A 24,942-nucleotide genomic window follows, 5' to 3' on the forward strand; every position below is an offset into this window, starting at 1 on the left:
TCTAATACTTTGTTTTTTATTGAATAAATACTATTTTTATAAAAAGTTATAATTAATATACAACAATGAATCATAGCTATTGATAAATATTGGTAAAATGTAATATAATGTTTGCATAAAATATAACAAAGTTAAAGGGGATGTATTAAATGAAAAAGTTTAAAAAACTGGCAATGGCGATGACTTTAATTTTTATGTTCTCTCTAGTGGGTTGTGGAGGGAGTGAAAATACTTCTGGGGATAAAACAAAATTTAAATCAGGAAAATATATTGGGGAAGCCAAAGGACATAATGGAAATATTAAGCTAGAAGTAGAAGTAGATGAAGAGAAAATAAAAGATATAAAAATATTAGAACATAAAGAAACTAAGGGATTAAGTGATCCTGCTTTAAATGATATACCAAAGGAGATAATAGAGAAGCAAAGTTTAGCTGTAGATGTTATTTCAGGTGCTACGGTTACAAGTAACGGTGTTATAGAAGCTATAACTTTAGCACTTAAAAATGCTGGTGGCAATATTGATGAACTAAAAAAGGTATCTGGAAGTGATGATTCATCGAAAAAAGAATTAGTTAAAAAAGAAGCAGATGTTATAGTAATTGGAGCAGGGGGCGCTGGAATGTCCGCTGCTGTTGCTGCGGCAGAAGAAGGAGCTAAAGTAATTGTATTAGAAAAAATGCCTATGATAGGTGGAAATACCATTAGATCCGGTGGAGCATATAATGCAGTTGATGTAGAAGCTCAAAAGGCTCAAGGAATAGAAGATTCAATAGATAAGCATTTTAAACAAACTTTTGAAGGTGGAGATAAAAAGGCAGATGAAAAGTTAGTTAAAATTCTTGTTGAAGGTTCTCTTGAGGGAAAGAAATGGTTACAATCCTATGGTATGAAATTTAATGAAAAAATAGGTTCTGTAGTAGGTTCTTTATGGACAAGAACACATCAAGCTTCAGATGCAGCAGGAACAGGATATATGAATACATTAAAAGAGGCAGGAGATAAATTAGGCGTTGAAATATTGCTTAATACAAAGGCTACAGAGCTTATAGTTGAAAATGATAGAGTGGTAGGAGTTAAAGCTGAAGATAAAGATAAAAACCTACTTGAATTAAGAGGAAAAAAAGGCGTGGTTATAGCAACAGGAGGATTTGCTGCTAATGTAGAAATGAGAACGAAATATGTACCTAGTCTAACAGCTGATAAACCGACTACTAATCATCCAGGAGCTACAGGGGATGGTATAGTTATGGGAGAAAAAGTAGGAGCTGATTTAGTTGGTATGGAGCATATTCAGTTACTTCCAATGGCTATAGAGCTTACTGGACCAACTATAAACGTAGAGAATTCTATTTTTATAAATAAAGAAGGAAAAAGATTTATAAATGAAGATAACAGAAGAGACAAGTTGTGTGAAGCAATAATGAAACAAAAAGATGGACAATATTATATGATAAATGACTCTCAAATAATAAAAGAGAAGAATGAGCTTGGTGACAATATAGAGGAATTAATACAAAAGGGAGTAGTAATAAAAGCTGACTCCATAAAAGAATTAGCGGAAAAAATTAAAATTGATGAAAAAGTATTGCAAGAAACAATAAATGAATTCAATAAAGCTGTAGAAAATAAAAAAGATTCCTTTAATCGTACATTGTGGAAGAATAAAATAGAAAAAGCACCATACTATGCAACTTTGAGGCATCCAGCAGTTCACCACACCATGGGTGGATTAAAAATAAATGAAAAAACTCAAGTACTAAGTAAGTCAGGAGAAATTATTCAAGGTTTATATGCAGCAGGGGAAGTAACTGGTGGTATACATGGTGGAAATAGATTAGGAGGAAATGCTCTTCCTGATACTATAGTTTTTGGTAAGATAGCAGGAAAAAATGTAGTAAAATAAAAAATACCTCTTGAAAACTTCGAAATAAAATGGTAAACTAAAAATCAAAATTGATATGTTTAAATTCATTGATGAGGAAGAGTAGTTAAAGTTGATTATTCCAAGAGAGTGGAGGATGGTGTGATCTCCATAGTATAGATTTTAATGAATGGACCTCATAGAAGTAAATTGAAATCCTTTGTGGAGAGTAGTGGTTACCGGAAGCCTACCGTTAAAAAGGCTAGGATATGATTGTATCCGAATAAGAGATGTGCTTTTTAGCATAACTTAGGTGGTACCGCGAATAATACTTCGCCCTATTTTTAGGGCGGAGTTTTTTTATTGTATAAAAACTTAAGCGCGCTTTTGTAAATATAAATTTAAAAATTGAAAGGGGTTTTTATTATGACATTGAAAAAATTTGTATTAAGTTCAGTATTGTTAGCAGCAGGTTTACTTCTCCACCAAATCTCACCAAATTTTATATTTGGTATGAAACCAGATTTCTTACTTTTAATGATGTTTGTATGTCTAACCTTTGTTGAAGATTATAAATTCGTATTTGTTATTGGAGTAATTTCAGGAATACTTACAGCTCTTACTACAACTTTTCCAGGGGGACAAATACCAAACTTTATAGATAAGATAATAACATCACAGTTTGTTTATATTTTTATGAAAATATTTAATATAAAATTAGATAAAAGTAAGGGAGTAATTATTACAACTTTTTTGGGCACATTAGTAAGTGGAACTGTGTTTTTACTACTTGCTTTAATAATGGTAGGATTGCCTGCTAGCTTCGCTGCACTATATCCTACGGTAATACTTGCTACTTGTATTAACTCTGTAGGAATGGTTTTTACACTTAAAATGTTAAATAGGGCAATTAAATACGCACACTAGATTATATATATCTACCTTTTATAATATAATGGTTATAAGGGAGGGATGTAGTTGAAAAAATCATTTTACTTGACTTTGACCGTATTTTTTACTTTTATATTTTTATTTGTTTTTTCGGTTAGATACTTTGAAAATTCAAATATGGAAAAACTAAAGAAGGATAATTCTTATACTGTTGTTTTAGACAATACTACTAAAGCCAGTATTGCAAAAGTATCAGATAAGGCTATACATTACAGAAAAATAAATTTAAATATTTGGTCTGTTAATTTAATATTAAGCTTTGCTATACCTATTATTTTTATATTAAGTGGACTATCGAGAAAGTTAAGTGAATTCGTAAAGAGAATAAGTAGAAACTATATTATTCAACTTGCATTATTTTTTATTTTCTTTACGCTTATAAGCTGCATTATAACTTTTCCCTTAGACTATTATAGAGGTTTTGTTCATAGACATAATTTTGGGTTGTCTAATCAAACTTTTTATAAATGGTTCAGTAATTACTTAAAGGGATTTACTATTAATACACTGATTACTTCTATATTTATTTGGGTTCCATATTTTATTATCAATAAAAGCCCAAAAAGATGGTGGCTCTATAATGGACTTTTATCTATACCAGTATTAATGTTTGTTACATTTATTTCTCCTATGTATATAGATCCTCTATTTAATCAGTATACTCCTATACAAAATAAAGATCTGCAAACTAAGATTGAGGAACAGTTAAAAATAGCCGATATAAGTAATAGTAAGGTGTATCAGGTAAACAAAAGTGTAGATACAAAAGAAATGAATGCATATATGACTGGCGTATTTAACTCTAAAAGAATTGTTTTATGGGATACCACTATAAATAATTTGACTCAAGGGGAAACATTATCAATCACAGCTCATGAAATAGGTCATTATGTCATGGGAGATGTGTGGAAGTCCATAGTTTTAGGAGGAGCACTCTTTACTTTGGTCTTATACCTGGTAAATAAATCTTTGCTTTGGATTTTGCATAAATGGAGAGATATACTTGGAGTAAGAAGAATTGTAGATGTGGGAGCTATGCCTTTGATTATTCTATTGCTTAATATATTTTTATTTTTAGCTAATCCCATAACTAATACATATTCTAGATATGTAGAAAGGGAAGCGGATAGGTATGCTCTTGAACTTACTAAAGATAATTCCTCTGTAATAACCTCTACTATTAAACTTCATGAAAATAGCTTAAGCTTACCAAAGGTTAGTAAAATTTATGAGGTGTGGTACTACAGTCATCCAAGTTATTATGATAGAGTCATATTTGCTAAGGAGTACGCACCATGGAAGGAAAATAAACCTTTAAAATATATAAAATAAAAATTATGAGGTGATTATATGTTTGTGAATTTAAATGAATTAGAATTAGAGAGTATAAAAAATTTAATTACTGATAGGATAAGTCAATTAAGAACAGATATGGATGGAGATGCAGAGAACGAAGAGGAATTTAAAACTATAATTAGAGATTATAAAAAGTTGTTAGAGACCATAGATAACAATAAATTTACTCAGGAAAAACTAAATTCCATCATAGCCGAAGAATTTAATTCTTCTGAGAATAGCGATAAAAAGCTTAAAGATGTTTTACCTCAAGGATTTGAAAATATACTTAAAGTTTATATTTACAACAATAAAGATGAAGTATTGAAGTATATAAAAGATTTCATAAAAAAGGATAGTGTGAAAGATACTCTAAGAAGAGAAATAGATAAGATGATGGCAGGAGTAAATATTGCCATAAGAAAATTTGTAAATGTAGATAGCTTATGCGACAACATAATAAGCGGCATACAAAATTATGTGGAAAATGAGGACAACTCATTTAAAATAATAGAATCTATATATAGTGGAATAGATATTATAAAAGAAAAGAATTTAAGGGAAGTTCTATCCTACATTCCTTATGAAGGCAAAAAAACTATTATTAATTTTATGGCAGAAAAAGTATATTATATCCTAGACAATTACAATTAAATAGAAAAGATATTAATAAAAAATGTAAAATTTGATATTTTTATTGTCTAAATATTAAAAATTCATTCAATTTATGGTAATATATACTTGGTAAAATATATATATTACATAATTATAATGAGTAGGTGTTGTTTATGGGGATTGCTATGGATTCAAAACTTGATAAGGTATGTCATATATGCACTAACTTAGGTGTAATGGAAGAAGAGTTCAAAAATCAATATGAAATGTTGAAAAAAAATGAGGAAGCTCTAAGGGTTAGTGAAGAAAGATATAGACTGGCAGTAGAAGGGGCAAACGACGCTTTATGGGATTGGGATTTTACAAATAATAAATTCTTCATATCTGAGAAATGGAAAGAAAAAATACCTTTAGAGGTTTTGAATCCTAAATTAAGCATAATAGGTAGATGGACTAGGTTGATACATCCTAAAGACTTAAATGACACGCTAAATGCTTTTAAAGAGTATTTAAGAGGAGGTAGTGATTACTTCTTCAGTGAATATAGGTTGAAAATAAAAAGTGGTGAATATAAATGGGTTTTAACTCGAGGAAAGCTTTTAAGAGATAGGGACGGAAAGGCAATTAGAATGGCAGGTTCCCTATCTGATATAACTGATAGAAAAAACTACGAAGAAAAAATAAAACAATTGGCTTACTATGATAGATTAACTGGATTACCTAATTTTCATTGTTCTAAAGAAATAATCGGTGAAAAAATAAACGCATATAATGGTGAAAGTAGAATTGTTTTATTTTTAGTGGATTTAGATAATTTTAGAAACATAAATGATACATTAGGCCACAAATTTGGAGATAAACTTTTAATAACCGTTAGCGAAAAGATAAAAAAATTTATTAATAAAAAAGATATTTTATGTAAAGTAGGAGAAGATGAGTTCTTAATCATTAAAAATATGAAGGGAACAAAAGAAGAGGTTGAAATTTTTGCAAAAGAAATACTAAATCATTTTCAAGGACCCATATGTATAGAAGAACATGAGATATATACTACAGTTAGTATTGGTATAGATATATACCCTAATAATGGAGAAGATGCTTTTTCATTGCTTAGAAATGTGGATACCGCTATGTATGCTGCTAAAGAAAAAGGAAGAAATACTTATGAGTTTTTTAACACTAGTATATATAAAGAAATTTTAGAAAAAACAAAGCTTGAGGCTGATTTAAGAAGGGCAATTGAAAATGATGAATTCGAGCTATATTATCAACCTCAAATGAATTTGAAGACTGAAAAAATTATTGGTGCAGAAGCATTGATTAGGTGGAATCACCCTACAAGAGGCTTAGTATCTCCGGCATATTTCATTCCTTTAGCAGAAAGCACGGGTCTTATAGTATCCATTGGAAAATGGGTAATAGAAACGGTATGCAATCAGTATATGGAATGGAAGAAAAAAGGTTATGATGAAATTGTTATATCAGTAAATGTATCTTCAATACAGCTACAGCAAAAGGATTTTATATTTTTTATTAAGGAGACCCTGGAGAAATATGATATGAAACCAGAGCTATTAAATATTGAAATAACAGAAAGTACCTTAATGAAATCTATAGATTCTGTAGCGGAAAAGTTAAAATCTCTTAAAGATCTAGGAGTTGGAGTGTCTTTAGACGATTTTGGCACAGGGTATTCTTCTTTAAGCTATTTAAAGAAGCTTCCAATAGATACTTTGAAAATTGACAAAAGTTTCGTTGATGATGTAAAAAACGGCTCTGTTGAGGAGGCTATAACTGCTGAAATAATTCAACTTGCACATAAAATGAAAATAGATGTTGTAGCTGAAGGAGTTGAAGAAGAGGTTCAACTTCAAGTTTTAAGAGTACAAAATTGTGATAAAATACAAGGATATGTTTTAAGCAGACCATTACCCAAAGAAAAGGTGGAAATTTTTTTAAAAAAACAACATTAATTTAAAGACATTAATATATTTGAAAAGAAAAAAACGGAAGATATATCTTCCGTTCCTAAGGGGGAGGTCTGGTTCTAATTAAATAATTTTACTGTTATTTTTAAAAATCTATTATATATTTATTATATAGGTAAAATATTAAATTAAAATTATGAATATATTAACAAACAATAAACATTTTATAATTTAAATATCTTTTTTGTTTCTTTTAAATAAATTTTTTAAATTGAGTTTTTTGTTTTTACTAAAATACTTAAATATAAGTATAAAAGGTAGTATGGTTATCAAGTAAGGTATTGATGATATGATAAATATTATCAATAATTTAACTAAATATACTACGTTTTCTACTGATGAGATGAAACCATAGTATGCTTTATCTTTTAAGGATAGAGGGTTTGCTTTTTTATATTTTTGTACTTCGTATAAATTTATATTTAAAGTGGAGTATTCTATTAGATTATTCCATTTTTTTAATGTTCCGGTGAGAGTTTCTATTTCATAGCCCACTCTTTCTAATTCTCTTTCTATTTCTAACATATCTTTTAATTCACCGGATTTTTTTAGTAGCTCTAAAAGTCTCTCTTGTTGTATTTTCAAAGATTTAAGACGTGCTTCAGTGTCGAAATATTGAGAAGTAATATCTGTAGTATTTATATGCTGGTTAGTTATATTTCCAAGGTTTTGAAGATCTTTAATAAATTCATTAAATTTTTTTACTGGAATTCTTATAGATACTTCAGCAAATCTATTTTCTATAGAGGGGTCATTATCAATTCTTTTTCCCGTAATATTAGAATTCTCTATATACCCTCCAAAGGATTCTACCTTCTTTGATAATTCTAAAGTACTGTTATCAAAATTTAAGGTTTGTATTTCTATATTGGCATTTTGTATGATCTTTCTATCTGCTATTTCTGCGGCAGGGGAGGAATCTTTTTTGGTATTTTCGGTAGATATGGAAGAATCATTGTCTTTAAGGTTATAAATTTCAGTTTCTGCATTTTTTACTGAGCTAGAATATTCATCATGAGATTTTTTTGAGGATCCGCAGGATGTGAATATGAATAAAATCACTAATAATCCAACAAGATATTTTATGGATTTTTTCATAAATTAATAACCTCCTTAAATTATTATCTTTATATTATATACGTGAAAATAAAGGGAAAAGTATGGTAATATAAATTTACATGAATATAAACATGAAGCCGTAAACATATAAATATACATAAATACTTAAAAATATATAAAGGGGATGGATTTATTGTTGTTAATTAAAAACGGAAAAATAATTACTATGAACGGTAAAAACTATGAAAATGGATGCATATTAATAGAAGATGGAAAAATAATTGAAGTTGGAGAAAATATAAAAATTCCTGAAAAATGTGAGATTATAGATGCTAAAGGGGGATGGGTTACACCAGGATTTATAGAAGCTCATTGCCATATTGGTTTAATTGAAGAAGGTATGGGTTTTGAAGGAAATGATATAAATGAGATTACTGATCCTGTAACTCCACATTTAAGAGCTATAGATGGAATTAATCCCTTTGACACAGCATTCCGTGAAGCATTGAAGGGTGGAGTAACTACTGTAATGACGGGACCTGGAAGCGCAAATGTAGTAGGAGGACAATTTGCAATCATTAAAACCTGCGGAATTTGTGTAGATAAAATGGTAGTAAAGGCTCCCAGTGCCATGAAAATTGCTTTTGGAGAGAACCCAAAAAGAGTTTATAACTCTAAGGGAAAGATGCCAATAACTAGAATGGCTACGGCAGCATTGTTGAGAGAGACTCTAGTAAAGACTAAAAATTATAAGAATAAAAAAGATGAAGCAGTTTCAAAGGGAGAGAGTTTTGATATTGATTTAAAGATGGAAGCTTTAATACCAGTAATCCAAAAGGAAATACCTCTAAAGGCTCACGCTCATAGGGCTGATGATATACTAACGGCTATAAGAATTGCCAAGGAATTTGATGTGATGATGACATTAGATCATTGTACAGAAGGGGACCTTGTTGCAGAACATATAAAAGAATCCGGGTTTCCTGCTATAGTTGGGCCAACTCTTACATTTAAAAGTAAGATAGAGGTTAAAAATAAGAACTTTACTACTCCGGGAACATTAAATAGAAAAGGAGTTAAAGTAGCTATAACAACAGATCACCCTGTACTTCCAATTGAGTATTTGTCAATGTGCGCAGGACTTGCCGCTAAAGCGGGATGGACGGAGGAAGAAGCCTTAAAAGCAATAACAATAAATGCCGCTGAAATAATTGGAATAGATGATAGAACTGGAAGTATTGATAATGGAAAGGATGCTGATATAGCAATTTTTGATGGAAATCCATTGGAGAGCCTAACAAAAACTTTATATACCATAATCAATGGGGAAGTTGTTTATAAATATGAAGGGTAGAGTAATTTTTATGGAGAGGGGTATATGGAATCTTATCAAAAAATAAATGAATTTAGGGATAAGATAGTAGAAACCTTTAAAGAGAGAGTGGAATGTGTACTGCTTACAGGAAGTTTATCCCGAGGTGAAGTGAGGAAAAAAAGTGATATTGATATGTGGGTATTCTTAGATGAAGTGAAGTATGGAGATTTATATAAAGTAGGAGAGATAGTTAAATCCCTCCATCCTCATCCTAAGCTGAATCCTCAAATTACATCCTTTAAAGAATGCTTACTTCCTCATTTTACTCGTGAGTATTCTCCTATTCAGTACAAGACAGATGGGAAGATTTTATATGGTAGCTTAAATGTACCTTATCCCAATAAAAAAGATTTTATAGAAGGCACCAAGAACTTAAATGTGTACATTATAATGGGAATAAGACATTTCATATGCATTAATGAAGGAGAAGAATCTCTTTTAAGTAAAAAGTTATTAAAAAGAATTCTAAAGCCCTTAATGTGGGCTTTAAGATATAAATATTCTGCTATAAATGGAGTTTACCCATTGACCTTAGAGGAATTAAAAAAGTTTTCTAACGATGATGAAATTTTTTTAATAAATATATTTGAAAATCTATTAGAAGATAAGTATGGTATGTATGTAGGAAAAATAGAAATAATATTAGAGGAAGCATATAAATTATGCCAAAGTTTAGTTTTAGAGTTGGAAGACTACGAAACTTATATAAAATGATATTTATATAAGTTTTTTAAACAAATTATTAATTAATATTGATTTTTAATTAATAATTGTTTATTATATATGTAAGAAAAGGAAAATAATATACTTAGGAGGGAATTGTTATGGAAATAAAAGATAAAGTGTTAGATTTACTGAAGGGTTCAGAGCCACTAAAATCGGGTGAAATCGCTGAAAAATTAGCAGTAGATAAGGCAGAAGTGGATAAGGCTATTAAGAATTTAAAGAAAGAAGAATTAATCGAATCACCGAAAAGATGCTATTATAGTGCAAAATAAGCTCAAAATTTTGAGCTTATTTTTTATGTACTTTTATTTCTAAATTTATTGGATAAAGTATTTAATTATGGCATAATGAATTAGAAGATAGTAAATAAAAGTAAGCAGGTGAAAAAATTGAAAGATAAAAAAACTGTATATATAACAAGAAAAAATAAATTTAATACTTTGTATGATAAACAAAAGAGAATAGCTAATTTAATTAGTATATTTAGATTTGCAACTTTTATAGGAGGGTGTATATTTTCTTTTTTCATTTCCCGTAAAATGAACAGTTATATTTTTACTTTGATATCATTTTTATTGTGGATTACATTATTTCTTTTTTTAGCTAAGATACATGAGAAATTAATTAAAAATAAAAATTTGGTGGAAAGAATTATACATATAAATGAAAAAGGAATAAATAGAATAGAGGGCAAGTGGAGAAGTTTTGGAGAAGATGGAGAGGACTATATTGATGAAGATCATTCATTCTCAGGAGATTTAGATTTATTTGGACTTAGTTCTCTTTTTCAATACATCAATTGCACTAACACCTTTATGGGAAAAACTAAATTTAAAAGTACTTTAGAAAACCCTAGTTATAGTGAAGATGAAATAATGAAGAGACAGGAAGCTATAAAAGAATTAGGAAGTAATATAGGATGGAGACAAAGATTTGAGGGAGAGGGAGTTTTAAAAGAGGATAAACAAGGACATGTGGATAGACTTTTAAAGTGGTGCGTGGATAAAAAGGACTTATATAGTAAAAACTATATAAAAACTTTAACTACTAGTATACCGCTATTTACTATAGTATTTATAATATTGTCTTTCCTAATGGGGGGGTTATATTATTATGGAGCATTATTTTTTATTTTTATCAGTATAGTAGCATTATTTAATGATAAGAAGAAAAGAAACTATGCATTGCAAACTGTATTTTTATATAAAAAATATATAGAGAGCTACTATAATATGATAAGTTTAATAGAAAAAGAAAAGTTTCGTTCTGAATATCTTGTAAGCTTGAAGGAAAGAATAGTTGAAAATGAAGGTGAAAAAGCGTCAACAGCTATAAAAGAATTAATGAATATTTCTCAAAGTATTTCTGATAGAGGCAATTTTTTTTATGTTATATTTAATATCTTATTTCTTTTAGATTATAAGCATATGATTAAATTAGAGATGTGGAAGAAAAAATGGGGGAAACATTTAGAAGAGTGGCTTAAGGTTATAGGAGAGTTTGAATCCCTATCTAGCATAGCTATCCTTTCTTTTGAAAATCCTGATTGGACTACTCCAACTATACAAAAAGAAAAACTTATAATAAGAGGTAAGAAGGTTGGACACCCACTTTTAGGAGATAGAGCAGTAAAAAATGATTTCTCCATAGGTGAGGGAGAAAAAATTCTTTTGATAACAGGTTCTAATATGTCAGGTAAAAGTACTTTTTTAAGGACTACTGGAATAAATCTTTTACTTGCATACATAGGAGCACCAGTGTGTGCTGAGGAATTTACTTGTTCTTTGATGGATATATATACTTGTATGAGAATTAGTGATAATTTAGAGAGAAATATATCTTCTTTCTATGGGGAATTGTTGAGGATCAATAAACTTATTGAAGGAGTTAAGACAAAAAAGCCAATATTCTTTTTGTTAGATGAAATATTTAAGGGAACTAACTCTGTGGATAGGCATACAGGAGCAAAAATATTAATAAATAAATTAAGTAAAGAGAAAGTTTTGGGATTGGTATCTACTCATGATTTAGAGTTAGGTAGCTTAGAAGAGCATAATTCTAAAGTTAAGAACTATCATTTCAAGGAATACTACGAGAACAACCAGATACACTTTGATTATAAACTTAGAAAAGGAGTATCAACTACTAGAAATGCTCTATACCTGATGAAAATAGCGGGTATAGAGGTTGAAGAGGGGTAGGTTATATATGTGTGGAAGATTTTTCTTAAATGGTGATTTAGAAAATGTTATAACATCTTTTGATTTGATAAATAAAGAAGATGATAAGAAATGTTTTGATGGAAAAGAAATATTTCCAAGCAATACGGCTCCTATAATTAAAGGAGATAATACATTGCATTTCATAAAGTGGGGATTTACTTTGAAAAATAATAAAAACTTAATCATAAATGCTAGAAGTGAGAGTATCGAAGAGAAGTATTTATTTAAAAAGGCTCTTAAGAATAGATGTGTAGTTCCAGCTAACGGATTTTATGAATGGAAAGGTGAAAAAGGCAGTAAGATAAAGTATAAAATTTCATTAAAAGATGAAGAGATTTTTTCTATGGCTGCATTATATGATACTTTCATAGATGAAAAAGGGCAAACTTATGAAGCTTTTACGATTATAACAACGGAAGCTAATGAGGAAATGAGTGAAATTCATCATAGGATGCCAGTTATGTTTAAGTTAGGGGAAGAGAAAGTTTGGTTAGCTGGAGATGAGAATTTAGAAGAAATATTAAAACCCTATAAAAATGGTTCATTGAAGATCGTAGAAGATAGCGGATATGAACAGATGTCACTGCTATTCTAAAGAATTTTTGTATAGAGTGTTTAAATCTATTATGATTTTGTCCCAGATAATTTAAAAGAGAGAAAACTTAAAAACCTTTAAGTTTTCTCTCTTTTATCTTTTATCTTGTAACTTTTCGCCCTTTAGTTTAGAAATGACCTGTACAACTTAACTATGAATTACTATAATTGGTTTAGAGGATACTTTGTTTAGAGGAGATGATTATTTGAAGAAAAAAAACGCGGTTAAATATGTAGTATTTAGTTTAATTATGGTGCTTTCTTTATTTCTATTCGGATGTGTAGAAGAAAGCAGTCTAATTCCTAAAGAGGATGGAGCTAAGGGGAATGGAAAGCTTCAGGTTCATTTTATAGATGTTGGACAAGGAGACGGCATACTAGTAGAATATGAAAATAATTATATGTTGATTGATGGAGGGCCTAATGCATCAGCAGATAAATTAGTTAGCTATTTAAAAGAAGAAGGGGTTAAGAAAATAGACTATTTAATAGCTACTCACCCTCATGAAGATCATATTGGTGGAACTGATGTGGTCATAGATAATTTTGATATAGGAAAAATGTACATGCCAAAAGCGACAGCTAATACAAAAACTTTCAAAGATGTGGTTGCTAGCATGAAAAAGAAAAATTTAAAAGCAACAGTTCCAACCCCAGGTGAAACTTTTAAATTAGGGGATGCAGAAGTTTTAATATTAGCACCAAATAGTTCTACTTATGAAAATACAAATAATTATTCCATTGGATTAAAGGTTACTTATGGTGACAATTCTTTCTTATTCACTGGAGATGCAGAGATTTTAGCAGAAAAAGAAATAATTAAAAATGGGCTTGATATTAAAGCAGATGTAATTAAGTTAGGACATCATGGAAGTAGAACTTCTAGTTCAGCAGCATTTTTGAAAGAAGTAAATCCACAATATGGAGTAATTACTCTTGGCAAAGGAAATGATTATGGACATCCACATAAAGAAGTTATGGATAGGGTTAAAAATATGGGGATTAAAATTTACAGAGTGGATGAAGCAGGAGATATTATAGCAACTAGCGATGGACAAAACATAAAATTTAATGTGGCTGAAGGAAGCTATAAAACAGGTAGAAAGTAGTTCCTTAAAATTGGGGTGAGAAAGTATGGGGAATAGCAATATTAAATTAAAAACCAAAATAGTATATTTAAGTTTTACAGTTGTTTTTATATCCTTGGCAATCACTGCTGTGTTTATGAGCAAACTTAGAATGTCCTGGGTTAGAAAAGAAATGGAAATTAACTTAATGAATACTACTAAAATACTTTCAAAATCCCCAATGGTTATAGAAATTCTAAAAAACAAAGGAGAAAAAGAACCTTTACAAAAATACATAAAAGATATAGCGGTATCCTCTAAAAATATAGATCAAATAGTTATAATGGATTTAAGTGGAAATACATATGCAAATTCTGATTTAGAAGAGATTGGATTTAACAAGGATATAAGCATAGGTGAGGAAGCGGCCTTAAAAAACAACATATATCTAAAAGATATGATAGAGAATTTTGGGAGGCTCATTATTACATTTGTTCCAGTGAGAGATGAAAAAGATTTACCTGTAGGCTATGTAACTGCAAAGGTAACTATGAAAAATATAGAAAGATATAACTATGAAATATTAGTTGCAATTATACTAGTAGTTACTTCAGGGCTGATGATTGGTACTGTTAGCTCATTAATAATTTCAAATAGCGTAAAGAATTCATTGCTAGGATATGAAGCAGAGCAGATATCGAAATTATTCATTCAAAAACAAGAAGTGTTGGACTCCTTAGATGAAGGAATAATAGCTGTAGATGAAAATCTTAAAATCACTCTTTATAACAGCGCAGCTATCGATATTTTGGGAGGAAAGGAAGATATTATTGGAGAAGATGTGTTTAAACTAATTCCTAACTCCAATCTATCGGAAGTGTTTTTATCTGGTGAAGCTCAGTATAACAAAGAGATGATAATAAATGATACAATAATACTAACCAATAGAATTCCTATATTAGAAAAAGAAAAGGTCATTGGAGCTGTAACAATTTTCAGAGATAAAACAGAATTGACAAGACTTGCAGAAGAGGTAACTGGAGTAAAACAAGTGGTAGAGGCATTAAGAGCCAATAACCATGAGTTTTTAAACAAGCTTCATGTAATATTAGGATTGATTCACATTGGAGAAACGGATGAAGCTAAAAGGTATATAATTAACCAAACAAAAATTCATCAACAAAAAACAAGCATTGTAATTAATAAAATTAAAGATTCTACAGTGGCAGCTCTTATGCTAGGAAAAATAAGCAGAGCTAAGGAAATGGGTGTGGATTTAAGTATTAATCCTAAAAGCGTATTGAATAAATGCACTGGTAGGGTTAATAGCCATAATATGGTTACCATAGTGGGAAATCTCCTTGAAAATGCTATTGAGACTGTGAGTATAACCGAAAAGGATGAGAAAAATGTAGAAATACTCATATTGGAAAGCGATAAAAGCATAGTTATAAAGGTTATTGATACAGGAGATGGAATTGAAAGAGAAAATATTGAACACATATGTAAAAGTGGATTTTCTACTAAAGGAGAAAATAGGGGAAGGGGGCTTTTTATTGTTAAAGGAATACTGGATAATTTAAAAGGAGAAATTTATTTCTTTACAGAACCTGCCAAAGGATCAGAGGTTAAGGTAATTATTCCAAAGGGGGATTAAATTAATATGATTAAGGTTTTAATTGTTGAGGATGATCCAATGGTTGCTCAAATTAATAGAAAATACGTAGAGAGCATAGATGAATTTACTGTAATAGGTGTATGCAACAATGGAAAGGAAGCCTTAGGGTTAATTAAAGAAAAAGAAGTGAACTTAATAATATTAGATCAATATATGCCCAAGCTCGATGGTTTAAGCTTTTTAAAGGAATTGCGAAGCTTAAATATTATGACTGATATAATAATGGTAACTGCTGCTGATGATACCGATATATTAAATGAAGTTTTAAAATTAGGAGCAGTTGATTATCTTATAAAGCCCTTTGAATATGAAAGGTTTAGAGATGCATTAAATAAATTTAAGATGAGATATAGAATATTTAACTCAAAAGCTACAATTAATCAAGGGGATATAGATAAAATTACAAATGCTAATAGTATAATGTTTAACGAGGATGTACAAAAAGGTATAAATGAGAGAACATTAAATAGAATCAAGAACTTCATAAAAAGATATAAACAAGAGTATTTTACTTGTGAAGAAGTAGCAGAAGAAATGAAGCTATCAAGGGTTACCATAAGAAGATATCTAGAATATTTAAGCCTTATTGAAGAGGTGTATAGAGATGTGGAATATGGTGAGGTAGGAAGACCAAAGACAACCTATAAGTGCATGTAAAATGGTCATGGCGTAGAATTATCAAAATATTTTAAATATTTCGTTATAATATTAACAATAATAAATAAATTTACAAAATCATAATAATACTTATAAAATGTTGGAATTATTTGAAATTTAAATTATTATATACATATATAAGTGATGTATGCATGAATTCAATTTTATATTATTATATATATAGTAGTATTAGAGATATATAGGTCAATTTTATAATTGATTTTTATATAAACTTATTTAAGGAGAGATGGAATTATGGATTACAAAGAAATGAGTTTAAAACTTCATGAAGAAAAATGCGGGAAAATAGAGGTTGTATCAAAGATATCAGTGAAGAATAAAAAGGATCTGAGCTTAGCTTACACCCCAGGAGTTGCAGAACCTTGTAAAAAGATTCATGAAGATGTTGAAAATGTTTATAAGTATACTGCTAAAAAGAATTTAGTTGCTGTAGTTTCAGATGGTACAGCTGTTTTAGGCCTTGGAGACATTGGACCTGAAGCTGCTATGCCTGTAATGGAAGGAAAATCAATATTATTTAAAGAGTTTGCCAACGTAGATGCTTTTCCAATATGTTTAGCAACAAAGGACGTTGATGAAATAGTTAAAACTGTAAAGTACTTAGCACCAACCTTTGGAGGAATTAACCTAGAGGATATAGGCGCTCCAAGATGTTTTGAAATAGAAAGAAGGCTAAAAGAAGAACTTGATATACCAGTGTTCCATGATGACCAACATGGTACAGCTATTGTGGTTTTTGCAGGATTAATCAACGCAGTAAAACTAGTTAATAAAAAGATTGAAGAAGTAGAAATTGTTATCAATGGAGCAGGAGCAGCAGGTATATCCATATGTAAGTTGTTAATGGCTGGAGGAGCTAAAAATATAGTTATGGTTGATAGACAGGGTGCATTAGTTGAAGGAGCTGAATGGATGAATGAGGCTCAAGTTGAAATTGCCAGCCTTACAAATAGAAAGTTTGAAAAGGGGGAATTAAAGGAAGTAATAGGAGGAAAGGACGTATTCATAGGAGTTTCAGCACCAAATGTTTTAACTACTGAAATGGTAGCTAAAATGAATAAGGATGCTATAGTTTTTGCTATGGCTAACCCAATACCAGAAATATACCCAGATGAAGCAATAGCAGGTGGTGCAACTGTAGTAGCAACAGGAAGATCAGATTTTCCAAATCAAATTAACAATGTACTAGTTTTCCCAGGCATATTTAGAGGAGCTTTAGATGTAAGAGCTAAAGCTATAACTGAAGATATGAAATTAGCAGCTGCAAGAGCCATTGCAAGCATAGTTAAGGAAGATGAATTAAATGCGGAATATATAATTCCAGATGCATTCAATAAAGAAGTAGCTCATGTGGTAGCAAAAGCAGTGGGGGATATTGCAATCAAAACTGGAATGTCAAAATTATAATTAAAAGTTAATAAATAAGGGGGTTTTTTTATGGGGAATAAAAAAATGAGTCTGGTTACTAAAATTATGATCGGTCTTATTCTTGGGGTTATAGTTGGGCTATTATTCGTATCTAATCCTAAAATTGCAAATACCTATATAAAACCATTTGGTACGCTATTCTTAAATCTAATTAAAATGACTATAGTACCACTTGTATTTGCATCCTTAGTTGTTGGAGCAGCAAGTATTGGTGACATTAAAAAGCTTGGAAGAATAGGCGGAAAAACCATGCTTTACTTCTTCGTCACAACAGCTTTTGCTATAGTGATCGGTTTAGTAGCAGCTAATATATTTAAACCAGGCGTAAATGTTTCATTAGCGGCAGCGGCTGCACAAGAGGTAACTGAGGCACCATCAATAATTCAAACTTTTTTAGATATAATACCAACAAATCCAATAGATGCTATGGCTAAAGGGAATATGCTTCAAATTATATTCTTTGCCTTATTCACAGGAGTTGGAGCTACTTATATAGGGGAAAAAGGTCAGCCCTACTTAAAATTCTGTGATAGCTTAGCAGAAATTATGTATAAGATTACAGAAATAATTATGGACTTAGCGCCATATGGTGTGTTTGCATTAATAGTTCCTGTTATTGCAAGCAATGGTCCAAAGGTATTATTACCGCTTATTAAAGTAATACTTGTTTGTTATGTAGCATTCTTCTTACATGCATTATTAACTTATTCAGTTTCAGTTAAGATTTGGTCAAAGATATCACCAATGAAGTTTTTTAAAGGCGCATCACCGGCTTCAGCTATAGCTTTTAGCACAAGCAGTAGCTCAGGTACGTTACCAGTTAGTATGAGAATAGTTCAACAAGTCTTTGGTGTATCAGAATCAATTGCAAGTTTTGTTCTTCCACTTGGAACCACAATTAATATGGATGGAACAGCTATATATCAAGGAGTTTGTGCTGTGTTTATAGCTCAAGCTTATGGTATTCCACTAAGTATAGGGCAACAGGTAACTATATTATTAACAGCTACATTAGCATCTGTTGGAACAGCAGGAGTACCAGGTGCAGGATTTATGATGCTTATGATGGTTCTATCCTCAGTAGGACTTCCACTAGAAGGTGCAGCATTAATTGCTGGTATAGACAGAATATTAGATATGGGAAGAACAACTGTTAATGTTACTGGTAATATAGCCGCATCTATTGTGGTTGCAGCCACTGAAGGAGAAATAAATTATGAAAATGCATCCATAATGGGTAGTGGCAAAGATAAATCATTGAAAGCTTAAATTTAATTGGGGGAGTTTATTATGGGTAAAAGGGTAGGCATATTAGGTGGAATGGGGCCTAAAGCAACGGCAGATTTACTTGATAAAATAATAGACTTAACGCCAGCTAAAAAGGATCAAGATCATATCCATATTATAGTAGATAATAATCCTAAAATTCCAGACAGAACTGGTTATATTATGGGGGAAGGTGAAAATCCTATAGGCGCTTTGTTGGAGACAGCTGTACGATTGAGAAATAATGGAGTTGATTTTATTATAATTCCTTGTAATACTGCCCATTATTTTTATGATAAATTAGTAGAGGCTGTGGAGATACCCTTTGTAAACATGATAGAAGAAGTGGGAAAATATATATTAGATAAATTCGAAAAGTGTAAAGTGGGATTATTAGCTACCATGGGAACTTATGAAGGTAAGGTATATGAAAAATATTTTAACCCACTAGGAATAGATGTAGTAGTTCCTACAGATGAGGTTAAAGATATGATTTTAGATTTAATTTATAGAGTTAAGGCTGGGGAAAGAGAATTTAAAATAGAAGAGTTAAGCTACATGTTAAAGGGATTTAAAGATGAGAAGGTAAATGTAGTTATTCTAGGATGTACAGAATTACCTTTGATCTTCAATCCATTAAAAGATGACTTTAGTGAATTTAACTTTATATCTTCTACAGATATTTTGGCAAAGAAAACTGTAGAATTGGCAAAATAAAAAACTTGCCTGGCATAATTAAATAACTAAGGTAGAATTATTATTAATGGGGGGATAGCATATGCTATATAGAATAGAAAGCGACTCAATAGGTGAAAAGCAGGTTCCAAAGAATGCTTATTATGGAGTTCAAGCTTTGAGAGCCTATGAAAATTTTAATATTACAGGAAAAAGAATTCATCCTGAGCTTATTAAAGCACTGGCAGAAATAAAAAAGGCAGCAGCAATAACCAATATGGAAATTGAACTGCTTAATAGGAAAAAAGGAGATGCTATAGTTAAGGCTTGCGATGAAATTATTGAAGGAAAGCTTCATGATCAGTTTATAACTGATCCCATACAAGGGGGAGCAGGAACTTCAATGAATATGAACATTAATGAAGTTGTAGCTAACAGAGCCACTGAAATTTTAGGTGGAGAGCTAGGAGATTACAGTTACGTTCACCCAAATGATCATGTTAACTATGGACAATCTACTAATGATGTAATTCCAAGCAGTGGTAAAATTGCAACTATAAGATTATTAGAGAAGGCATTAGTTCAGTTAGATAACCTTATTGATGCTTTGTTGACTAAAGCAAAAGAGTTTGATCATGTTATAAAAATGGGAAGGACTCAGATGCAGGATGCAATTCCTATAAGACTTGGACAAGAATTTCATGCTTATGCAAATGTAATAAAAAGAGATGTAGTAAGAATAAAGAGAGTTAAAGAGGAATTAAAATATATCAATATGGGAGCTACAGCTATAGGAACAGGTTTAAATGCAGATGAAATGTATGTTAAACATATTGTTCCAAATATCTCTAAAGTTACTGGACTCGATTTAGTTCAAAATGATGATTTGGTTGATGGCACTCAAAACTTAGATGGATTTGCTGCAGTATCAAGCGCACTTAAAGTATGTGCAATAAGCCTCTCTAAGATGAGTAATGATTTAAGACTATTATCATCAGGACCAAGGACTGGTTTTGGAGAAATAAATCTTCCTCCGAAACAAAATGGCTCATCAATAATGCCAGGGAAAGTAAACCCAGTTATTCCAGAGGTTATGAGTCAAATTGCATTTAGTATTATAGGTAATGATATGACTATTACTATGGCAGCAGAAGCTGGTCAATTAGAATTGAATGCTTTTGAGCCAGTATTATTCTATAAATTATATGAATCAATAGAAACTCTTACTAATGGGGTAGAAACTCTTATTGTAAATTGTATTAATGGTATTACTGCAAATGAAGATCGTTGCAGAGAGTTAGTAGAAAATAGCGTAGGTATAATAACAGCTCTATGTCCTCATATAGGATATAAGGATTCTGCTAGAATAGCAAAAAATGCTATAAACACTGGAGAATCTGTAAAAGAATTAATATTAAATGAAGGTCTATTAAAAGAAGTAGAGTTAGAGACAATACTAGATTCATATGGCATGACCGAGCCAGGTATATCTGGAAAGGAACTACTTAAAAAATAAAGCTCTATCTAAACTTTAAAAGTTGTTAAATTTCTATTAAAAGTTAATGGCAAATTTTGCTGTTAACTTTTAATGTTTTATAATATATTGTAAGGATGAATAAAAAGAATATATAATTCCCTTAAATATATTAGATTTAATGAGGGTTGATTAAATTATGGAAAAAATATATTCTTTTTTAAAAAAGCTATTGCAAATTAATAATTATTATTATATAATAATAAATGTAAAGCAGAGATGTAAAAAAATAAATTAAAAAATGAATTATTTAGGAGGAAGTTAAAAATGAAAAAATTTGTATGTACAATATGCGGATACGTTCACGAAGGAGAGCAGGCACCAGAAAAATGTCCGCTATGTGCTGCTCCAGCAGATAAATTTATAGAAAAGACTGAAAACATGGCATGGGCTGATGAACATAGAATAGGAATAGCTAAGGATGTAGATCCAGAAGTTGTAGAAGGATTAAGAGCTAATTTCATGGGAGAATGTACAGAAGTAGGAATGTACTTAGCAATGAGCAGACAAGCTGATAGAGAAGGATATCCAGAAGTAGCTGAAGCTTATAAGAGAATAGCTTTTGAAGAAGCAGAACACGCAGCAAAATTTGCTGAATTATTAGGAGAAGTTGTTTGGGCTGATACTAAGAAAAACTTAGAAGCAAGAGTAGAAGCTGAACACGGAGCATGTCAAGGAAAGAAAGACTTAGCAACTTTAGCTAAGAAACTTAACTTAGATGCTATCCATGATACAGTACATGAAATGTGTAAAGATGAAGCAAGACATGGTCAAGCTTTCAAAGGATTATTAGGAAGATATTTTAAATAAAAAATTGCTATGCAATTAAAAAAGGTTTCTAGTCATTTGACTAGAAGCCTTTTATTGCTGATGTTTTACTTAGTAAAATATTTTCATTGACAATGGACAAACCTTGTGTTAGATTTAAGTTGTTAAATAATTGAATATTTCTAGGGGAGCCTATAAATAGGCTGAGAGTGAGATGGGATCTCAGACCCTCATAACCTGATTTGGATAATTCCAACGTAGGGAAGAGCTTATATAATTTAAGGACCACAATTTTATTTATATAAGGTTGTGTTTTTTTTATTGTAATTAAGAAGTTAAGAAGTCAGAAAGTTATGAGGGAAGCTAATGCTTTCCTTTTTTTATTAAAATTTATGAAGGAGATGGGTTAAATGAATTATACAACTCAAATGGATGCAGCAAGGAAAGGTATTGCAACAAAGGAGATGGAAAGAGTAGCTCAAAAAGAAAACATGAGAGTAGAAGATTTAATGGAGCTAGTTGCACAAGGGAAGGTTGCTATACCAGCAAATAAGAATCATAAAAGTTTAGATGCAGAAGGAGTAGGAAAGGGTCTTAGAACTAAAATTAATGTAAATTTAGGTATATCAAAAGATTGTTGTAATATTGAAGTTGAATTGAAAAAAGTAAAAAAGGCTATAGAAATGAAAGCAGAAGCTATAATGGATTTAAGTTGCTTTGGTAAAACACAAGAATTTAGACAAAGATTAATACATATGTCACCAGCTATGATAGGAACAGTTCCTATGTATGATGCAGTTGGTTTTTATGATAAAGAATTAAAGGAATTAACAGCAGATGATCTATTTAGAGTGGTTGAAACTCACGCTAAAGATGGGGTAGATTTTATTACTATACATGCTGGTATGAATAGGGAAACAGCTAAGATATTTAAGAGGAATCCAAGACTTACTAATATAGTTTCAAGAGGAGGATCTCTTTTGTACGCTTGGATGGAACTAAATGATAAGGAAAATCCTTTTTATGAACAGTACGATAGACTTTTAGATATATGTGAAAAATATGATGTTACCATAAGTTTAGGCGATGCTTGTAGGCCAGGATCTATAGCTGATTCAACAGATCCAAGTCAAATAAAAGAACTTATGACCTTAGGTGAATTAACAAAAAGAGCTTGGGAGAAAAATGTACAAATTATGATAGAAGGCCCAGGACATATGGCTCTAAATGAAATTGAAGCCAATATGGCTTTAGAAAAGAAACTTTGTTATGATGCACCTTTCTATGTTTTAGGACCTATTGTAACAGATGTAGCTCCGGGCTATGACCATATAACAAGTGCTATAGGAGGAGCTATTGCAGCTACTTATGGAGCGGATTTCTTATGCTACGTAACTCCAGCAGAACACTTAAGACTTCCAGATTTAGAGGATATGAAAGAAGGTATAATAGCTACTAAAATTGCTGCTCATGCTGCTGATATCGCAAAGGGCATAAAGGGAGCGAGAGATTGGGACAATGAAATGAGTGTGGCAAGAAAAGAATTAGACTGGGAGAAGATGTTTGGACTAGCTATTGATGAAGAAAAAGCTAGAAGATATAGAGAAAGTTCAATTCCAGAAGATGAAAAAACTTGTACTATGTGTGGGAAAATGTGCGCAGTTAGAAATATGAATAAAGTAATGGAAGGTAAAAATATAAATATTTTAAGAGAAGATGATTAAGTGAATGGGGATAAATTAAAAGAAGAATGTGGAGTGTTTGGTATTTTTGCAAAAGAAAATACCAATGCTCACATGATGACCTATTATGGTCTATATGCACTACAACACAGGGGAGAGGAAAGCTCAGGTGTTGCTATAACCGATGGTAGTAACATAGAAGTGTGCAAATCTATGGGACTAGTTTGTAATTTAATGCAGGTGGAGAGATTCAAAGCTTTAAAAGGGAAAGCAGCTATAGGACATGTGAGATACTCAACCACAGGGGATAGTAATATAATAAATGCTCAGCCATTTTTAATTAAGACTAGTTTAGGAGACATTGCTTTAGCTCACAATGGTAATTTAATAAATTCCCGTGAACTAAGAGAAATTTCAGGTAAAAAATTAAACCTTCAAAGTAGTTCAGATAGTGAAATAATTTTAAAACTAATAGGTTTTGAAATAGAAAAAGGAAATAGCATAGAACAAGGATTGATAAATACATTGAAGATAATAAAAGGAGCCTATGCCATAACTATTTTAACAAAAGATAAATTAATCGGTGTAAGAGATCCTTTTGGAATAAGACCTCTTTGCATAGGTAAGCTTGATGATGGATATATAATTTCCTCAGAAAGCTCTTCTATCAATGCTTTAAATGGAGAATTAATAGAGGAGGTAGCTCCAGGGCAAATAGTAACCATAGATACTAGTGGATTAAAAAAGTTTAATTTTTCTAAAGAGGAAAAGAGCTCTCTTTGTGCTTTTGAATATATATATTTTTCAAGAGAAGATAGCATAATAGATTGTATCAGTGTTTATAAATCCAGGTTTTTATCAGGAAAAGAATTATTTAAAGAAAATTCCATAAAAGGAGATGTGGTTATAGGAGTACCTGACTCTGGAATACCGGCAGCGATGGGTTATGCAAAAGAGGGAAATATACCTTATACTGTTGGATTGATTAAAAGCAAGTATGTAGGAAGAACTTTTATAGATCCTTGTAAGGAATTAAGGAAAGAAAAGGTACGGATCAAGTTATCTCCAATAATTGAGAATATAAGAGGGAAAAGAGTTATTGTAGTGGATGACTCCATGGTAAGAGGAACAACTGCAAAGATTATAGTTAAAATGCTGAAAGATTCAGGAGCTAGGGAAGTCCACTTCAGAATTGCTTCTCCAATGGTAATCCACCCCTGTAGCTTAGGTATTGGTATCAAATCTGATAAAGAATTAATATCCTTCCATAAAGGGAAAAGTTCTATAGAAGAAGTGGTAGGAGCAGATAGTATAGAGTTTTTAAGTTTAGAAGGATTTCATAATGTTTTAGGTAAAGATAAAAACTTTTGCTTTGGATGCTTTAATGGAGAGTATCCAATAAGGTAATAAAATTTAAAGAATAACCCTAGTGTTTTTGT

21 protein-coding genes, 1 riboswitch and 1 other annotated feature are annotated in these 24,942 nt (G+C 30.8%); of the genes, 20 read left to right on the plus strand and 1 reads right to left on the minus strand.

Features of this window, described 5'->3' with window-relative positions:
* The first annotated feature begins 149 nt into the window (after positions 1-149).
* The 5 genes from KQI86_RS06030 to KQI86_RS06050 all read left to right on the plus strand — a co-directional run bounded on the left by KQI86_RS06030 (position 150) and on the right by KQI86_RS06050 (position 6,736).
* Positions 150-1,904 carry a flavocytochrome c gene (locus tag KQI86_RS06030; RefSeq protein WP_216438384.1) on the plus strand — a complete coding sequence of 585 codons (1,755 nt, stop codon included), beginning with the start codon at positions 150-152 and terminating at the stop codon, positions 1,902-1,904.
* 59 nt (positions 1,905-1,963) lie between these two features.
* Positions 1,964-2,206, plus strand: a binding site (T-box leader).
* Between the two features lie 82 nt (positions 2,207-2,288).
* On the plus strand, positions 2,289-2,789 hold the full coding sequence (locus KQI86_RS06035) for a tryptophan transporter (protein ID WP_216438385.1): 501 nt from the start codon (positions 2,289-2,291) through the stop codon (positions 2,787-2,789).
* Positions 2,790-2,840: 51 nt separating this feature from the next.
* Positions 2,841-4,145: a M48 family metallopeptidase gene (locus KQI86_RS06040; protein ID WP_216438386.1), complete on the plus strand. Its 1,305-nt coding sequence runs from the start codon at positions 2,841-2,843 to the stop codon at positions 4,143-4,145.
* An 18-nt stretch (positions 4,146-4,163) separates the two neighbouring features.
* Complete coding sequence (locus KQI86_RS06045) at positions 4,164-4,802, plus strand: hypothetical protein (protein WP_216438387.1); 639 nt, start codon at positions 4,164-4,166, stop codon at positions 4,800-4,802.
* 146 nt (positions 4,803-4,948) lie between these two features.
* Positions 4,949-6,736: a putative bifunctional diguanylate cyclase/phosphodiesterase gene (locus KQI86_RS06050; protein ID WP_216438388.1), complete on the plus strand. Its 1,788-nt coding sequence runs from the start codon at positions 4,949-4,951 to the stop codon at positions 6,734-6,736.
* A 186-nt stretch (positions 6,737-6,922) separates the two neighbouring features.
* On the opposite strand, the gene KQI86_RS06055 is transcribed toward KQI86_RS06050, so the two are convergent.
* Positions 6,923-7,849 (minus strand): DUF4349 domain-containing protein, encoded by a 927-nt coding sequence (locus KQI86_RS06055; RefSeq protein WP_216438389.1) that lies wholly within the window; start codon positions 7,847-7,849, stop codon positions 6,923-6,925.
* 154 nt (positions 7,850-8,003) lie between these two features.
* On the opposite strand from KQI86_RS06055, the gene KQI86_RS06060 reads away from it, so the two are divergent.
* The 15 genes from KQI86_RS06060 to purF all read left to right on the plus strand — a co-directional run bounded on the left by KQI86_RS06060 (position 8,004) and on the right by purF (position 24,910).
* A complete protein-coding gene (locus tag KQI86_RS06060; RefSeq protein ID WP_216438390.1) occupies positions 8,004-9,164 on the plus strand; it encodes an amidohydrolase in 1,161 nt (386 codons plus the stop codon).
* Between the two features lie 24 nt (positions 9,165-9,188).
* Positions 9,189-9,899: a nucleotidyltransferase domain-containing protein gene (locus tag KQI86_RS06065; protein ID WP_216438391.1), complete on the plus strand. Its 711-nt coding sequence runs from the start codon at positions 9,189-9,191 to the stop codon at positions 9,897-9,899.
* A gap of 110 nt (positions 9,900-10,009) precedes the next feature.
* Positions 10,010-10,183 carry a MarR family transcriptional regulator gene (locus KQI86_RS06070; protein WP_216438392.1) on the plus strand — a complete coding sequence of 58 codons (174 nt, stop codon included), beginning with the start codon at positions 10,010-10,012 and terminating at the stop codon, positions 10,181-10,183.
* A 267-nt stretch (positions 10,184-10,450) separates the two neighbouring features.
* The gene (locus KQI86_RS06075) at positions 10,451-12,112 is read left to right on the plus strand and encodes a MutS family DNA mismatch repair protein (protein ID WP_246582704.1); all 1,662 of its coding nucleotides are present in this window, start codon (positions 10,451-10,453) and stop codon (positions 12,110-12,112) included.
* Between the two features lie 7 nt (positions 12,113-12,119).
* On the plus strand, positions 12,120-12,728 hold the full coding sequence (locus KQI86_RS06080; protein ID WP_216438394.1) for an SOS response-associated peptidase: 609 nt from the start codon (positions 12,120-12,122) through the stop codon (positions 12,726-12,728).
* A gap of 205 nt (positions 12,729-12,933) precedes the next feature.
* Positions 12,934-13,836, plus strand: coding sequence for a ComEC/Rec2 family competence protein (locus tag KQI86_RS06085; RefSeq protein WP_246582705.1), 903 nt, complete (start codon positions 12,934-12,936; stop codon positions 13,834-13,836).
* Positions 13,837-13,861: 25 nt separating this feature from the next.
* Positions 13,862-15,451 carry an ATP-binding protein gene (locus KQI86_RS06090; RefSeq protein ID WP_216438395.1) on the plus strand — a complete coding sequence of 530 codons (1,590 nt, stop codon included), beginning with the start codon at positions 13,862-13,864 and terminating at the stop codon, positions 15,449-15,451.
* 6 nt (positions 15,452-15,457) lie between these two features.
* Positions 15,458-16,129, plus strand: coding sequence for a response regulator (locus tag KQI86_RS06095; RefSeq protein WP_216438396.1), 672 nt, complete (start codon positions 15,458-15,460; stop codon positions 16,127-16,129).
* A 255-nt stretch (positions 16,130-16,384) separates the two neighbouring features.
* On the plus strand, positions 16,385-17,557 hold the full coding sequence (locus tag KQI86_RS06100; RefSeq protein WP_216438397.1) for an NAD(P)-dependent malic enzyme: 1,173 nt from the start codon (positions 16,385-16,387) through the stop codon (positions 17,555-17,557).
* Between the two features lie 45 nt (positions 17,558-17,602).
* Positions 17,603-18,847: a dicarboxylate/amino acid:cation symporter gene (locus KQI86_RS06105; protein WP_216439511.1), complete on the plus strand. Its 1,245-nt coding sequence runs from the start codon at positions 17,603-17,605 to the stop codon at positions 18,845-18,847.
* A gap of 21 nt (positions 18,848-18,868) precedes the next feature.
* Positions 18,869-19,561, plus strand: a complete 693-nt coding sequence (gene cuyB, locus KQI86_RS06110) for a cysteate racemase (protein ID WP_216438398.1) — start codon at positions 18,869-18,871, stop codon at positions 19,559-19,561.
* 61 nt (positions 19,562-19,622) lie between these two features.
* Entirely contained in the window at positions 19,623-21,035 is a 1,413-nt protein-coding gene (locus tag KQI86_RS06115; RefSeq protein WP_216438399.1) for an aspartate ammonia-lyase, read from the plus strand.
* A 285-nt stretch (positions 21,036-21,320) separates the two neighbouring features.
* Complete coding sequence (locus tag KQI86_RS06120; protein WP_216438400.1) at positions 21,321-21,863, plus strand: NADH peroxidase; 543 nt, start codon at positions 21,321-21,323, stop codon at positions 21,861-21,863.
* Between the two features lie 132 nt (positions 21,864-21,995).
* Positions 21,996-22,102, plus strand: a riboswitch (TPP riboswitch).
* Positions 22,103-22,231: 129 nt separating this feature from the next.
* Positions 22,232-23,545, plus strand: a complete 1,314-nt coding sequence (thiC, locus tag KQI86_RS06125) for a phosphomethylpyrimidine synthase ThiC (RefSeq protein ID WP_216438401.1) — start codon at positions 22,232-22,234, stop codon at positions 23,543-23,545.
* Positions 23,546-24,910, plus strand: coding sequence for an amidophosphoribosyltransferase (gene purF / locus KQI86_RS06130; RefSeq protein ID WP_343216147.1), 1,365 nt, complete (start codon positions 23,546-23,548; stop codon positions 24,908-24,910).
* Positions 24,911-24,942: the final 32 nt, after the last annotated feature.

Origin of the sequence: Clostridium mobile, from assembly GCF_018918285.1 — a bacterium.
GTDB classification, from domain to species: Bacteria; Bacillota; Clostridia; order Clostridiales; family Clostridiaceae; genus Clostridium_AW; species Clostridium_AW mobile.